13 protein-coding genes are annotated in these 14,437 nt (G+C 64.8%); 9 read left to right on the top strand and 4 right to left on the bottom strand.

Annotation, left to right across the window (positions count from 1 at the left end; genetic code table 11):
* Nucleotides 1-37: 37 nt before the first annotated feature.
* Entirely contained in the window at nucleotides 38-1,702 is a 1,665-nt protein-coding gene (locus ABIB06_RS15040; protein WP_354049231.1) for an aminotransferase class III-fold pyridoxal phosphate-dependent enzyme, read from the bottom strand.
* 35 nt (nucleotides 1,703-1,737) lie between these two features.
* On the opposite strand from ABIB06_RS15040, the gene asd reads away from it, so the two are divergent.
* Both asd and ABIB06_RS15030 read left to right on the top strand, forming a co-directional pair.
* Nucleotides 1,738-2,601 carry an archaetidylserine decarboxylase gene (gene asd / locus ABIB06_RS15035; RefSeq protein ID WP_354049233.1) on the top strand — a complete coding sequence of 288 codons (864 nt, stop codon included), beginning with the start codon at nucleotides 1,738-1,740 and terminating at the stop codon, nucleotides 2,599-2,601.
* Between the two features lie 67 nt (nucleotides 2,602-2,668).
* Nucleotides 2,669-3,235, top strand: a complete 567-nt coding sequence (locus tag ABIB06_RS15030; RefSeq protein ID WP_354049235.1) for an NUDIX hydrolase — start codon at nucleotides 2,669-2,671, stop codon at nucleotides 3,233-3,235.
* A 307-nt stretch (nucleotides 3,236-3,542) separates the two neighbouring features.
* Here ABIB06_RS15030 and ABIB06_RS15025 read toward each other — a convergent pair whose 3' ends face one another.
* Entirely contained in the window at nucleotides 3,543-4,997 is a 1,455-nt protein-coding gene (locus ABIB06_RS15025) for a FecR domain-containing protein (protein WP_354049386.1), read from the bottom strand.
* A gap of 322 nt (nucleotides 4,998-5,319) precedes the next feature.
* Entirely contained in the window at nucleotides 5,320-6,114 is a 795-nt protein-coding gene (locus tag ABIB06_RS15020) for a DUF2147 domain-containing protein (RefSeq protein WP_354049237.1), read from the bottom strand.
* A 193-nt stretch (nucleotides 6,115-6,307) separates the two neighbouring features.
* Between ABIB06_RS15020 and ABIB06_RS15015 the strand changes: the two genes are divergently transcribed.
* From ABIB06_RS15015 to ABIB06_RS14985, 7 genes are all read left to right on the top strand, one after another.
* Complete coding sequence (locus tag ABIB06_RS15015; RefSeq protein ID WP_354068906.1) at nucleotides 6,308-6,673, top strand: DUF2147 domain-containing protein; 366 nt, start codon at nucleotides 6,308-6,310, stop codon at nucleotides 6,671-6,673.
* A gap of 280 nt (nucleotides 6,674-6,953) precedes the next feature.
* Nucleotides 6,954-8,144 (top strand): extensin-like domain-containing protein, encoded by a 1,191-nt coding sequence (locus ABIB06_RS15010; RefSeq protein ID WP_354049241.1) that lies wholly within the window; start codon nucleotides 6,954-6,956, stop codon nucleotides 8,142-8,144.
* Between the two features lie 513 nt (nucleotides 8,145-8,657).
* A complete protein-coding gene (locus ABIB06_RS15005; protein ID WP_354049243.1) occupies nucleotides 8,658-9,956 on the top strand; it encodes a M20 family metallopeptidase in 1,299 nt (432 codons plus the stop codon).
* Nucleotides 9,953-10,792, top strand: coding sequence for an ABC transporter permease (locus ABIB06_RS15000; protein WP_354049245.1), 840 nt, complete (start codon nucleotides 9,953-9,955; stop codon nucleotides 10,790-10,792). Before ABIB06_RS15005 ends, ABIB06_RS15000 begins: the two co-directional genes overlap by 4 nt.
* A gap of 28 nt (nucleotides 10,793-10,820) precedes the next feature.
* A complete protein-coding gene (locus ABIB06_RS14995) occupies nucleotides 10,821-11,831 on the top strand; it encodes a taurine ABC transporter substrate-binding protein (RefSeq protein ID WP_354049247.1) in 1,011 nt (336 codons plus the stop codon).
* A gap of 62 nt (nucleotides 11,832-11,893) precedes the next feature.
* Nucleotides 11,894-13,288: an amidase family protein gene (locus tag ABIB06_RS14990; protein ID WP_354049249.1), complete on the top strand. Its 1,395-nt coding sequence runs from the start codon at nucleotides 11,894-11,896 to the stop codon at nucleotides 13,286-13,288.
* 32 nt (nucleotides 13,289-13,320) lie between these two features.
* The gene (locus ABIB06_RS14985; RefSeq protein ID WP_354049251.1) at nucleotides 13,321-14,049 is read left to right on the top strand and encodes a Crp/Fnr family transcriptional regulator; all 729 of its coding nucleotides are present in this window, start codon (nucleotides 13,321-13,323) and stop codon (nucleotides 14,047-14,049) included.
* A gap of 102 nt (nucleotides 14,050-14,151) precedes the next feature.
* Here ABIB06_RS14985 and ABIB06_RS14980 read toward each other — a convergent pair whose 3' ends face one another.
* Nucleotides 14,152-14,382 carry a DUF1127 domain-containing protein gene (locus ABIB06_RS14980; protein ID WP_354049253.1) on the bottom strand — a complete coding sequence of 77 codons (231 nt, stop codon included), beginning with the start codon at nucleotides 14,380-14,382 and terminating at the stop codon, nucleotides 14,152-14,154.
* Nucleotides 14,383-14,437 lie beyond the last annotated feature (55 nt).

Here is a 14,437-nt window from a genome sequence, read left to right as displayed (position 1 = left end):
CGTCTGGGGGGAGGCGACAGCGGTGTTTGCGTCGGCCTCAGCGCCCGAGGCGCTTGGCCAGCATCTCTTTCAGGATCTGTCGCTTGATGCTTTTGTTGGTGAGCACACCATCGTGCCACCAGAAGCCATCGGCTTTCATCTTTTCGGCGGCGCGGACGAAGCGCTCGGCGACTTCGGTGAAGTCGGCGTCGGTGTAGTTCAGGCTGAAGATCAGCCGTCCGGTGCCGACCCAGCTCAAGGACAGGCCTTCCGCGCGCAGGTAGTATTGCAGCATCCAATTGTAGCGGGACGGCGTGGTGTACTTCACCGTCCAGATCGACGAGAAGTTTGCGAACCGTACCGGAAGGTCAGCATCGGTCATCGTCCGGTTGAGCTTTTGCGCGCGGCCGTTCCAGGTCTCTTCCAATCCGTCATAGACGGCGCGGAAGTTCGGGCTGGCGAGCCGGCTCAGAAACTCGTCCATCGCCGTCATGACGTAGGGGTGCGAGTTGAAGGTGCCGCGGGCGAAGCAGACGTCGGCGGGACGATCGTCACGGAAGCGGCGCATCAATTCCTTCCTGCCGCAGACCACGCCGACCGGAAGGCCGCCGGCGAGGCTCTTGCCGTAGGTCACCATGTCGGCACGCACGCCAAAATACTCCTGGGCGCCGCCGGCGGCGAGACGGAAGCCGACGAACACCTCGTCGAGGATCAGAACGATGCCGCGCTCGGTGCAGACCTCGCGCAGCTTCTTCAGCCATTCGGTGTAGGCGGCGCGATCGAAACTGCCGCCGCGGGACGAGTCCACCAGCGCGGAATCGCCGGGCGCGCTGGCATTCGGATGCAGCCCCTGCAGCGGGTTGACCAGCACGCAAGCGATATCTTTTCGCGTACGCAGCACGTGCAGCGTCTTCTCCGACATCTCGGCGAGAGTGTAGGTCTCTTGCGCGGTGATCGGATTGCCGACGCCGGGCTGCACGTCGCCCCACCAGCCGTGATAGGCGCCGGCGAAACGGACCAGATGCGTGCGCCTGGTGTGGTAGCGCGCAAGCCGCACCGCCTGCATCACGGCTTCGGTGCCGGACATGTGGAAGGAGACTTCGTCGAGGCCCGAGATCTGGCACAGCCGCGCCACGTTCTCGAGGATGACGGGATGGTAGGGGCCGAGCACCGGTCCGAGCGCATGTGCGCGCTTCTCCGAGCCCTCGATGCACTCCTTATAGAAGTCGTTGCCGAAGATGTTGACGCCGTAGGACCCGGTGAGGTCGTAGGAGGTGTTGCCGTCGACATCCGTGACGGTGACGCCGCGCGAGGACTCCACGAAGGTCGAGGTGCCCAAATGCTCGCGGACGAGACGCGAGAAGGGGAACGGCACGCGGTAGGTCTCGGTGAAGTGCAGGTCGGAGATTTTCTCCGCCGCTTCCTTCGTCATCGCGCGGCCCTTGGGGTAGCGCTCCGCATAGAGGGCGGCGAGACGGAAGAAGGCGTCCTTGCGCTGCGTTGCGACGTTCGCCGGCGCGCCATCGCAGGCGAAGTACGCATCGCCTTCGAACTCGTAGAACGGGACCAGCTTCGCCACCCGGCGCGACATCTTGGAATGCCCGGAGAGGGAGCGATGCTTGGCGCGGGACAGCTCCAGGCGCGCTTTAAGCTTCGGGAAGGCGGCGGCAGCGGACGCTGCGGCGGCCACGGACAAAGAGAGAATCGGGAGTGTCGTTTCCATGACAACAAGCGCTAATACTGCGAGCTGACAGATTCATGACAGTCAAAGCCCTCATCGCTTCATTCACCCAGCAGGAAGACCTCAACTTCCTGTTGACCAACCGCATCCCCCGCGCGGCCCTGACCCGCTTCATGGGCTGGTTCTCCAAGATCGAGAATCCGCTCATTCGGGACGGCTCGATCGCGCTGTGGAAGCTGTTTTCAGACCTCGATCTGTCGGAGGCGCGAAAAACCCATTTCAGGAGTCTGCACGATTGCTTCACCCGGGAGCTGAAGCCAGGTCTGCGGCCGTTCGATCCGGACCCGGCGGTGGTCGCCAGCCCGTCGGACGGCATCGTCGGTGCTCATGGCCGGATCGCCGACACCGAGCTGTTTCAGGTCAAGGGCGCGCCTTACTCGCTGCTCGATTTGCTCGGCGATTCCGCGCTGGTCGACCAGCACCGCAACGGCTCCTTCGTCACGCTGCGGCTGACCTCGAGCATGTATCACCGCTTCCACGCTCCCTATGACGCGCATATCGAGCGCGTCACGCTGATCCATGGCGACGTCTGGAACGTCAACCCGATCGCGCTCAAGCGCGTCGAGCGCCTGTTCTGCAAGAACGAGCGCGCGGTGATCCGCACGCATTTGCCAACCGGCGAAGCCGTGACGCTGGTGCCGGTCGCCGCGATCCTGGTCGCAAGCATCCGTTTGCACTTCCTCGACATGGTGCTGAATGCGCAGACCAGGGGGCCGGTCAATTTTCCCTGCGACGTCAATGTGAGCAAGGGCGAGGAGCTCGGCTGGTTCGAACACGGTTCGACCATCATCATGCTCGCGCCCGGCGATTTCACGTTCTGCGACGGCATCGCCGAAGGCACGCGCATCCGGGCGGGTCAAGCGCTGCTGAGAAAAAACTAGCCTTCAATCCGCCGCGTCGGCCGCCTATATCGCTCGTGGGGACGTTTCTACGACTACGGATTTGGTGATGGCACGGGCGCCGGTCATGGCGGCGGGGGGTATTGTGCTGCGGCGTGGTGCGACGCCGCTGATTGCCGTCGTGCGCCAGCGCAAGCGCAACGAATGGGTTCTGCCCAAGGGCAAGCTCGACGACGGCGAGACGCCGAAGCAAGCCGCGCACCGCGAGGTGCTGGAAGAGACCGGCCACGACGTCGCTATCCGCGAGTTTTTGGGCACGCTCGTCTACCAGTCCGGTGGTCGCTCCAAGGTCGTGCATTTCTGGCGCATGGAGGTCGAGGGCGGTCCCGTCCGCAAGCTGATGAGCGACATCAAGGCGGTCGACTGGCTGACGCTAGAAGACGCGCTTGCGCGCCTGTCGCGCGAATATGAGCGCGCGTTCCTGGTACAAGTCGGCCCGATCGCACTCGCATCGGCCGGGCTTGCGCCGGCCGATGCGGAGCCGACGCCGCCGTTGGCAAGCGGCGATGTCGACGCCGCGATGCAGACCCGGACACCGGTAGAAGCCGCCTCCAGCGACGAACTGCGCCATGGCCTGTTGCAGAAGGTACGAGCGTGGTTGCGCGGTGAGGCGTGAGCTCTCATCGTGCCGCGCTTGCGGGCGCGTAAGCATCCGCGGGCTGATACGGTTGGGGAGAGCGCACCAGCTCTCTCCAAATCGTCATTGCGAGCGCAGCGAAGCAATCCAGAATCTTTCCGCGGAGGCACTCTGGATTGCTTCGCTGCGCTCGCAATGACGGAGAGGAGGGAGGCTGATTGCGCTCGACGTCAATCCTCATGGTGAGGAGCGCGCATCGCGCGCGTCTCGAACCACGAGGCCCAACTGTGGCCTCGCCCTTCGAGACGCTTGCTTCGCAAGCACCTCAGGGTGAGGGGCGGCACAATCACCGCCGCTCCTTCTCCTTCGGAGCGGGCGCCGGTTTGCGTGGCGCTCCGGGTCGTTGTGCGCCCGGCAGGCGTTGCTGGAATCCGCCCGGGCGCTGCAGGCCTGGCTGCTGACCGGCGGGCGGCTGCCCCGGCTGCATGCCGGTGCGTGGCAGTTGCAGCTGCTGGCCGGGCTGCTGCTGTGTCCCGCCCGGCGGCGGCGGCGCGACTCCTCCGGGCTGAGTTTGAATTTGTCCACCGCGCTGCGGCTGGGTTTGCGGCGCGCCGTTAGGCTGCGTGCCTTGCCCGCTGCGCGGCGCACCTACCGGACGTCCCGCGCCTTGCTTCTGGCCTTGCTGTTGCTGACCCTGACCCGCGCGCGGCGTGCCCGGCTGCACGGCGCCGCCTTGGCCTTGCCCTTGGCCCTGCCGCTGCGGCGGCTGGGCGCCTTGACGGTTCGGTGCGCCCGGCTGCTGCTGGCCTGGACGGTTGTTCTGACCGGGCTGGCCGTTCGGCCGCTGCGGCTGTTGTCCGGGCGCTGTGTTCGGTCGCAATTGCTGCTGTTGCGGCGGCTGGAACGGACGCGGGATGCGCGGGCTCGCGGTCGGATTGGCGCGGCGGAAGTCGCGCTGCTCGATGACGATCTGCCGGCCCGTGGTCTGCGCCAGATGCACCTGGCTGACGAAGCCGCGGTCGCGCGCGATCTGCTGTGGCGCGATCGTGATCGGCACCGCGGCAAAGCGCATGACGCCAGCAGCGGCTGTGCCCGGTCGGATCGCAAAACCGCTCGATCCTTGCGTCAGTGCGCCGAGCCGCGTCCCGTTCGTGCGGTCGTCGACGTCGATGTGTCCGACCCGGCCGTCGGCGTCGGGATAGAGCTTGATGTTGACATTGTTGGCGTTGTTCGCGGCCGCGCCTTCCGGCACGTCGATGACGCCGGTGGTGCCGCGGATGCCGAGCGTCGCCGTCGGCGTCGTGATCTTCATGTCGCCGGTCTTTGCCACCGCCGCAGCGACGAACGCCACCGTGCCCTTGGCGATGTCGAAGACGCCTGCGTTCTGCTTGCCGCCGTCGTCATAGACATAAGTGTCGATGGTGATCTTGGCGCTGGCCGACAGATTGAATGTGGTCGCGTCGTTGAAGGTGATGCCGAGCGTGGAGTTGGACGAAGTCTGCACGACGTCGTTGAGATAGATGTCGTCTCGCACCCGCAGCGGGTAGGAATTCCTGTCGCGGATCACGGTCGCGATGCCTGTCACCGTCGCGACGTTGCCGATCGGCTCGACGGCGGCGGACTGCGCATCCGTCGCGGGAGCGGGTGAAGCTGAGGGCGTCGGAGAGGGGGCGGGCGTCGGTTGTGCTTGCGGCTGCGCCTGCGCAGGCTCGATCGCATCGGATGCGAACGCAACACTCGCACAGGCCGGTGGCAACGCCAGCAGCACAAGCGCGAACACGAGGCGGCGCCAAGCCACGATAAAAGTCACGAAGAGGTCCCGGTGAGAAACGCGAGGCGAGATCGACCGATATCAGCCTGATACAGCTGAACGGCGGATGAATGTCTATCGCACGGGAGCGGTGAACGTTCAAATGCAACTCTTTCCCCTCATGGTGAGGAGCGCGCTCTTGCGCGCGTCTCGAACCATGCCGGCCCGGCTCTCGATCCCGGGCCTCGCCCTTCGAGACGCCTGCTTCGCAGGCTCCTCAGGGTGAGGGGATAAAGTGAAGCTGTCGCGCGAGATCCCGGGTCGATGCTTTGCATCGCCCGGGATGACGATAGTATGGGACGACGGTGGTGCGTCAGCTCACGCGCTTCCAGGTCTGGCCGCCGCAGAACATGCCGCCGAAGGCGCAACCCTGCACGCGCATTGCATTCGGGCCCTTCATCGCGATCGTCGAATCGTAGTTCTTGCCGGAGTCGGGGTCGTGGATGCGGCCGCTCCACTTCGCGCCCTCGCGCTTCATGTTGATCAGGATGCGCTCGTTGGTCTTCGCGGCGTAGCCGCAGAGATTGGCGCCGCACTGTTCGACGCGGACATTGCCCTTGTTCTCTTCGGTGGCCCAGACGCCGATCGGCGTGTTGGCGGCAAGCGCAGGCGCGGCGGCAACCGGAGCCGGCGCAACCGCGACCGGCGCGGGGGCGGCAGCGGGAGCAGGAGTCGCAACGGGCGCAGTCTGCGTCGTGGTGTCGTAGCCCGCGGCCGGGGCAGCGGCAACCGTCGTGGCCAGAGCCGCGATAGCGGGCGCTGCCGGCGCGGTCGACTGCACCGGGGCCTGTTGCTGCACTGGAGCCGGCGCGGGCTGCGCGGTCGTGGCCGGAGCCGGCGTGGTGTCGATGTCATCGTCCTTGGAGCCAAAGTCTTTGGAGCCAAAGTCTTTGGAACCAAGGCCCTTGAGGTTGATGTTGTTCAGCTTGATCGGCTTGTCCGACAGGCCCGGTGCGACGATGGTCACGCAGTTGAGCGAGGCGCAGTTGCGCGGCGTCTCGATGCGGATGTGCTGGCCTTCGATCTGGAACGAGAGCGAATTGCCGGCATGCGCGGCGGCGGTCGAAGCGAGGAAGAGGGCAGCGGCGGCGATGGTGAGCTTGTTCATGACAACCTCCGAAAAATGTGTGGTCCCGACAGGACTGAAGTCACCCGTGGATGAAGCTTGGTTCGACCCTACGCCGGGCCGATCGAGCGTTCTGTGATAGATGTCACAACGGCTCGCCGCCGCTGGGTGAGGCAGCGCACATTCAGCCGCGATTCCATCTGCGTAACGTCTCGGGACACAGAGGGAGCCGCCGATGATGCGGCTTGTGACTTCGCTTGGCACATTGATCGCGCTGATCGCGCTGATGGCGCTCACTGAAGCGTCGACCAGGGGCGAGAGCGTGCTCGTCAATATGACGCCAAAAACGCACGAGGTCTGGACCGGCAACATCTACAGCCGCTCCAGCGGCAGCACCTATTATGCGACGGTGACGCTGAAGAGCTCCGGCAAGCTCCACGTCGAAGCCTGCCAAGTTCCACGTCGAAGCCTGCGCACTCGGCCACTTCTGGTGTTCCGGAAACGACCGGAGGCGAGCCGAAGAGCAGCCGGAGAAATTGATCACAATGTCGCGGCAGTGGAGCGCGCGATCGTAAGGGAAGCGTTCGATACCGCCGATTGAAGCCGCTAGATCATGCCGAGCACGATGGCGCCGACGAAGGCGATGGCGAGGTACGCGGTGATAACGCTCAGTCTCCCGGCGAACGTCATGAGGTCGCTCCCGCTGTCGCGCCGCCCTGCGCGAGAGCGTCATGGTTAACAGAGAGTCTCTTTCCGAAAAAGCCAGCCTTGCTGTCGCTCGTCACCGGCAGGCGCGCCTGCGAGCGCGGGCCGGCATGGTTAAAGAAGACTGAAATCAACACGTTGAAGAGTCTTTAAGTAAATTCACCGAACGTGCGTGCATGACGCGCGGAGTTCGTTTGTATCTCGTCGGCTCCATCGTCCTTGTTTCGCTAGCGGGTTGCGGACGCGGCTTCTTCCAGGCCGAACGTGAACCGTGGCGGGCCGAGGCCGAAGCCGCATGCCTGAAATCAGGCGCGGTGAAAGAGGGGCCGGATCTCGTCCGCATCGACCCGATCTCCGGGCCGGGGATGTGCGGCGCGGAGTTTCCGCTCAAGGTCGCCGCCCTCGGCGAAGGCTCGAGCAGCTACGGCTTTGCCGATGAGGAACTGCGTCCGCCCGGGAGCGTCGGCAACCAGCCGCGCTGGCCGGTGACGCAGCCGCGATCGAATTACCCGCAAGGCCAGAACTATCCGCAACGCTCAAACTATCCCGAGAGCGCGGTGCGGCGGCCTTCCGGCTATGGCGCCTCGCCTGGTCCAATGCCTCTGAATGCACCCGGCGTGGCGCAGCAGGAGGACGAGATCGACCTGCCGCCCGAGGGCACCGATGCGTCGGGCGCATCGCGCTACATGAATGCACCAAGCTATCCGGCGCGGCCGGCGCCGTATTCGCAGGCGCCCGCGCAGCAGCCGCTGCCGCGTCTTGGTCCGGCGCAGGGCAATCCCGTCACCGCCGTCGGCCCCGTCGCCGTGAAGCCGACCGCGACGCTGGCCTGTCCGATCGTCTCCGAGCTAGACCGTTGGCTTGCCGATTCCGTGCAGCCCTCGGCAATGCGCTGGTTTGGCGCTCGCGTCGCCGAGATCAAACAGATCTCCGCCTATTCCTGCCGCGGCATGAACGGCAATTCGCATGCCCACATTTCAGAGCACGCCTTCGGCAATGCGCTCGATATCGCAGCGTTCGTGCTCGCCGACGGCCGCCGCGTCACCGTGAAGGATGGTTGGCGCGGCATGCCGGAAGAGCAGGGATTTTTGCGTGACGTGCAGTCCGGCGCGTGCGCGCATTTCACCACGGTGTTGGCGCCTGGATCGAACGTCTATCACTACGATCACATCCACGTCGATCTGATGCGCCGTGCCAGCCGTCGCCTGATCTGCCAGCCCGCCGCCGTCTCCGGCGAAGAGGTTGCCGCGCGAGCGGGCGGGCGCAATCCTTATGCGAATGCGCGCGATCCCTCCGTGACCGGCTCGCTCGCTGCGCGTAAGAGCACCGCGCACAAGCGCGAAGAAGACGAGTACGCGGACGATTAAAATGTCCGCTGATATCGTCGCTATCTCACCCACCCGCAGGTGCAAATTGACCCCGCGGTGCCGGTGCCGCAATGGAGCCTCAGTCCGATCGGCCGAACGCGCACCGGGGGGCTTGCGAATGCGAGCTGGCTCTCAAGCACCACGCAGATCGTCTCCAGCGGCGAGCGCAAGGCGATCGAGACCGCCGAGATCATTGCAGGCCCGCTCCGCCGGCGGCGGTCATTGTTTCGCGTTCGCGCGCAACGGGCGCCGAGTCCTGCACGCGTGGCGCCGCATGGAATATCTGGACCGGCCGGCCTCGCGCTGAGCCCTGCCTGTTCAGCCGACGCCGCGTCTTCGGCAGAGCGCATCCCGGGCGCAAAAATTTGCGCAACTCGCAATTCTTGTCTAAATCGTTGAAATCAAAACGACAATTGTGTCGCGGCGGGCTTTGCCGGCAGTTGGCACAATCGCTGCAGTGGGGAGGCTGCCACGAAACGGCGCTGCCGGCGCCGTGAGCCAGCGGAACCCGTCATGCGGATGCCTCTTGCCCCTCCTTACTCGGATCTCGAACAGCGCGTGCTGTCGCACATCACGGAGGAGCGCTGGCTTGAACTCGCATCCGAGCTGATCCGCACCGGCCAGCCCCGTTCCGGCAATCCGCTGGATCCAGATTTGCCGCCTGCCGAGGAAGAGGCGACCTCGATGCTGGTCGCGGGCAAGCTCGAAGCGCTCGGCATGGAGGTCACCAAGCACAGCGCGCAGCCGCACCGGCCGAACGTGCTCGGCGTGCTCAAGGGACGGGCCGGCGCGCCCTCGCTCATTCTCAACGATCACCTCGACACCTATCCGGTCGTCGAGCCCGAGAAATGGCACATGACGGATTTCGATCCGTTCAAGGCGACGCGCCACGGCGATCTGCTTTATGCACGCGGCACGTCCGACACGCGCGGGAACCTCGCAGCATCGCTGCTCGCAGTGCAGGCCCTGATCGAAGCGGGTGTGAAGTTCGATGGCACCTTGATGTGCTGCTACACCGTCGATGAGGAGCGGAACGGCACCGAGGGCTCCATCTACATGCTGAACAAGGTCGGCCTTACCGCCGACTACGAGATCACCGCCGAGCCGACAGCATGGGGTGACGTCAACAAGGACTGGGGCATGAACCTGTCGGTGGCCAATTCCGGCCACTGCCTGATCGAGCTCACCGTTCACGGCATCAAGTCGCACATCTGGCGGCCGGACATCAGCGTCAACGCCATCATGGAAGCGGCAAAGCTGTTGCCGAAGTTGAAGGACATGGCGTTCACGCATGTGCCCAGCAAGTTCATGGGCCATACGCCGCCCTGCTGCGCCGTGGTGCGCATTCGGGCCGGCCTGCCTGGCGAGATGCAGTTCTCGCCGGATGCCTGCACCATTACGCTCGCCGTGGTCGGCATCGTGCCCGGCATGACCCTGTCGAGCGTGATCTCGGACATCGAGCGTCTCGGACGGGACACTTTTGCGGGCGTGAACGACGTCAAGGTGGAGGTGCGCCAGGTGCCCGGCTCGCTGTTCGTCAACGCGACCGAACCGGTGCCGGTCGAGGAGGAGCCCTGCCGCTCCTTGCGCACGGTTTACCGGCGTCTGATGGGCCGCGAGCCCGGGGTCAACCGCAAGAATGCCTTCAACGACACGATCCGCTTCCGCGAAGCCGGCATCAATGCGGTGACGTTCGGTCCCGGAGAAGACGGCTGGGCCGTCGACAACGAGAACATCTCGATCACCAAGTCGGTGATGGCGACGCGGATCTACGCGCTGACCATCATGCAGATCCTGGGAGTGCGGACATGAGCGTCGAGGCGAGCCCCATGGCCATTCCGATCTCGGCGGATCGGACGCGACGCGGCAGCCTGCGGCTGCGGCTTCCGAAGGTCTCTCGATCGGTGCTGCTCTCGACGCTTACCGTCGCAGTGCTGCTGGCTGGCTGGGCCATCGTCACGGAGAGGGGCTGGGCCAACGAGCTGTTCCTGCCGAAGCCGCAGGCGGTTTGGGCCGCGTTCGTCAAGACGATGACGAAGGGCTATCAGGGCGCGACACTGCTTCAGCATCTCGGCGCAAGCCTCTATCGTATCCTCACGGCCTTCACGCTGGCCTGCCTGATCGGCATTCCGCTCGGCGTCATCATGGGCGTGTCGCGCAACGCACGCGCGCTGCTCAATCCGTTGATCGAGTTCTACCGGCCACTGCCGCCGCTCGGTCTTTATACGCTGCTGGTGATGTGGCTCGGCATCGGTGAGAGCTCGAAGCTGTCGCTGCTGTTTCTTGCCGGCTTGCCGGGCATCGTCATCTCGACGATCCAGGCCGTCACCAGCGTGGACCCGGTCTATGTGCGCGCCGCTCAGTCGCTCGGCGCGACCCGGCGCCACCTGCTCTTTCACGTCTACCTGCCGGCGGCGGGACCGCTGATTCTCGCCGGCATGCGCATCTCGCTCGGATTCACCTACACCGTTCTCGTCGCCGCCGAAATCGTCGCGGCATCCGCCGGCATCGGCTGGATGATCTGGGACGCCGCAAAATTCCTGCTCTCCGACATCGTGATCATGGGGCTGATCGTGCTCGGTCTCACCGGCGTCGTGCTCGACCTCATTATGCGCGGCATCGCGAAACTGCTGATGCCGTGGGCCTGAATCCAATCCTGATCGTAGGGAGATCGACATGATCAAGAGACTGATTGCGACGCTCGCAGTTGCCACGTTGGCGCTCACGGCCGCGGTACGCGCCGAGGACAAGCCGGCGAAGGTGACCGTCGGCTATTTGAACCTCGTGAACGCGCAGCTGGTCACCAAGCATCTTGGCCTGCTCGCCAAGGAGATGCCGGGCGTCGACATCAAGTATGTCAAGATCGGCGGCGGCGGCGACATGCTGCGCGCGATCGCCGGCAACGACGTCGACTTCGGCGGTCTCGGCAACCCGCCAACCGCGATCGGCGCGACGCGCGCCCTGCCGATCAAGGGCATCCTGGTGATCAACATGCTCGACTATGTCGAGTCGATGGTGGTTCGCACCGACAAGAACATCACCTCGCTCAAGGATCTCAAGGGCAAGACGGTGGCGGCGCCGTTCGGCTCCACGACACACTACCTCCTGCTCCAGGCGCTCAAGGACGAGGGTGTCGATCCCGCCTCGATGAAGATCTTGGACCTCGCGCCGTCGGACATCGCGGCGGCCTGGCTTCGCGGCGACATCGACGCTGCCTGGTTCTGGGAGCCGAATCTCGGCAAGGCCGTGAAGAACGGCGGCAAGATCCTCGTCACCTCGGGCGACATGGCCAAGCGCGGTTACCCGACCTGGGACATCGGCGTCGTCATGAACGCGTTCGCGGAGAAGTACCCGTCCTACGTCGATAAGTTCATCAGGGCCGAATGCGAAGGCATCGAATTCTGGCTGAAGAACCCGGAAAAGACCGCGGAGATCATCGCGGAAGAGCTTTCGCTGCCCATCGAGGACGCGCAGCGGATGATGGAGGGCACCGGGATGGTCCCCTGCAACAGGCAGCTCACGGAGGAGTATCTCGGCACATCCGCGAAAAAGGGCAAGTTCGTCGACACGCTGGTCTCGACCGCCGACTTCCTGGTGAAGCAGGAGCGCCTGCCGAAGCTGCTGCCGCGCGCCGACTTCGAAGCCTTCATCCAGCCCGCATATCTGGAAAAGGTGATCGGCCGCTAAGGTCGGTGCCGGCGGGCTTGTCTCGCCGGCGCATTGCCAATTCCTGCAAGCACGTGACCGACATGAATCTCGCACCTCGCCACCTCCGTGCCGCCTATCGCAGCGGTGAGCTCAAGCCGTCCGATGTCGCCGCGCATGTGCTTTCGCGCCTCGACGACGCCGACCAGAGCGGCGTCTGGATCTCGACGGCAAATCCCGAAAGCGTCATGGCAAAGGCGCGCGCGCTCGATGCTCGCATAGGCGAGATCGGCCAACTGCCGCTCTACGGCCTCGTGTTCTCGGTCAAGGATTGTATCGATGTGGCCGGCGAGCAGACCACCTCGGCCTGCCCGGAATTCGCCTACACCGCGAAAGACACGAGCCCGGTTGTCGCCGACGCCATCGCCGCCGGCGCGATCTATCTCGGCAAAACCAATATGGATCAGTTCGCGACCGGCCTGGTCGGCGTGCGCTCGCCCTATGGCATCGCCCGCAACCCGCATAACCCCGACTACATCCCCGGCGGCTCCAGCTCGGGCGCCGCGGTATCGGTCGCGACAGGCACCTCGTCCTTTGCCTTCGGCACCGATACCGGCGGATCGGGCAGGGTCCCGGCGTCATATTGTGGCGTTACCGGCTTCAAGCCGGCGCCCGGCGCCTTCAGTCAGCGCGGCATGGTCTATGCGTGCCGAAGTTTTGATACCATTTCGCTCTACACGCGCGATCCCCGCGATGGCCACGACGTCTATCGCGTGTTGGCGCGGCGCGATGCCGAGGACTGCTTTTCACCGGTAGATTTCGCCGGATGGACGGAGCAGGCATCCCCAGCGCGGCCGCTCAACATCGCAACGCCGCGTCCGGATCAGCTCAGGTTCTTCGGCAATTCGGAGACGGAGGCGCTGTTCGGCGATGGGCTCCGCAAGCTGCGGCAGCTCGATCTGTCGGTCGCATCGATCGATTTCTCGCCATTCATTTCGGTCAACGACCTGATGTTTTTCGGACCTTTCCTCGCCGAGCGGGACGTCTCGGTCGGCGCGTTCCTCGACGCCAGCCCGGACGCGGGGGTGAAGATCGTGCGCGACCTCGTCATCGGCAGCCGGAAGTTCACGGCAGCCGACGCCTATCGTGCGGTCTACAAGGTCAAGGAGGTCCAGCGATCGTTGCGCGATTTCTGGCAAGATCACGATGCGCTGGTCGTGCCGACGGTCGGCACCGTGCTGAGCATCGACGACGTCGCGCGCGATCCGCTGACGGCCAACTTCAACAACGGCTATTACACCAATTACGCCAACCCGCTGGGCCTGGCCGCCATCGCCGTTCCGAACGCCGTCACCGCAGCCGGCGTGCCCTATGGCGTCACGTTCCTGGCACCGGCCGGCCGGGAGCGCCTGCTCACCGATCTGGCGTGCGCTTTCGTGGAGGCTTCAGCCGGGCCCGACCATCTGCGCCGCGTTGCAATCGGAGCGGAGACCTCCTAGCCTTCGAGCCGTCACTCGAAGGGAGACTGATCGTGGAGCGCAGCGATGCGCATGAGGTGGCCGATCCAGGTGAGCCGCGCGCCGAGCTGCCACGGCCCGGGACCGGACGTTATGTGCTGAAGGCGTTGGACAAGCCCGATCTGGACCTGGTGATGCGAACCGGCAGGCTCGCGACCTACCAGAACCGCGAATATCTGCTGCGGGAGGGCGAGTCCGCGAATGGCATCCACATCATCCTGAACGGGATCGTCGAAAGCACCCATGCCGGCACGCAAGGGCGCGAACTGATGCTGTCGACCTGGGAGGCAGGTGACTTCGTCGGCGCGCCCTATATCCTCGGCGAGCATCGCCACAGCTGGTCGGCCCGCGCGCTTGGGCGGGTCGAAGCACTGCATCTCGATCAGGATGCGGTCCGCCGGTTGATCGCGCAGTCGCCGTCATTCGCGGTCGCGCTGATCGAGTGCCTCGGCTTCAAGGGCGAGACCTATTCGATGCTGGCGCAGACGCTGGCGGGACAGAAGGCGGCGGAACGGTTGGTCCTGCTCCTGGTCAAGCTGTGCGAGAACGCGGCCCAGGACGAGAGCGGCCCGATCTCGCTCGGCCGCATCACGCAGGCCAATCTGGCGCGCATGATCGGCGCCACGCGCCAGTCGATCAGCCTGATCCTCAGTCGCCTCCAGGACGACGGCATCATCTCGACCGGCCCGACCAAGATGGTCGTCAACGATCTCGCCGCGCTGAGGAGGCAGGTTGCCGATTAGGCGTGTACTCATAAAGGTTAGCTTACCGGCGCAAAACGGAAGTCTCCCGCCTTGAGCATGATGGGCGGCGTGTGACCCTAAGCGGCTCGCTCACCCGCCGGATCAGATGCCTCGCGGGTCGGTATCTCGGTTTGAGGCGACGTAGTCGATCTCGCCACGCGCAATCCCGATATCCATCAGCTCCCGATCACTTAGGTTGGAAAGATCGCGTCGCAGCCGCTCCCATTTTCGCCATTCTTGAAATGCCCCCCACAAATTCTTGAGGGCGCTGGAATCGCGCCGCTGGGATCCGGTCGTCTGAGCTAAGCCCGCCGTACGATCAATCGTGCTCATTGCAGCAGCCCTGAATGCGTAGTTTTCACCCAGACAAGCTGCCAAGTCCTCGGCG

Source organism: Bradyrhizobium sp. LB8.2 (genome assembly GCF_040548035.1).
GTDB lineage: Bacteria > Pseudomonadota > Alphaproteobacteria > Rhizobiales > Xanthobacteraceae > Bradyrhizobium.
Note: the sequence above shows the minus strand (reverse complement) of the source record. Positions and strands in the feature narration are given on the sequence as shown.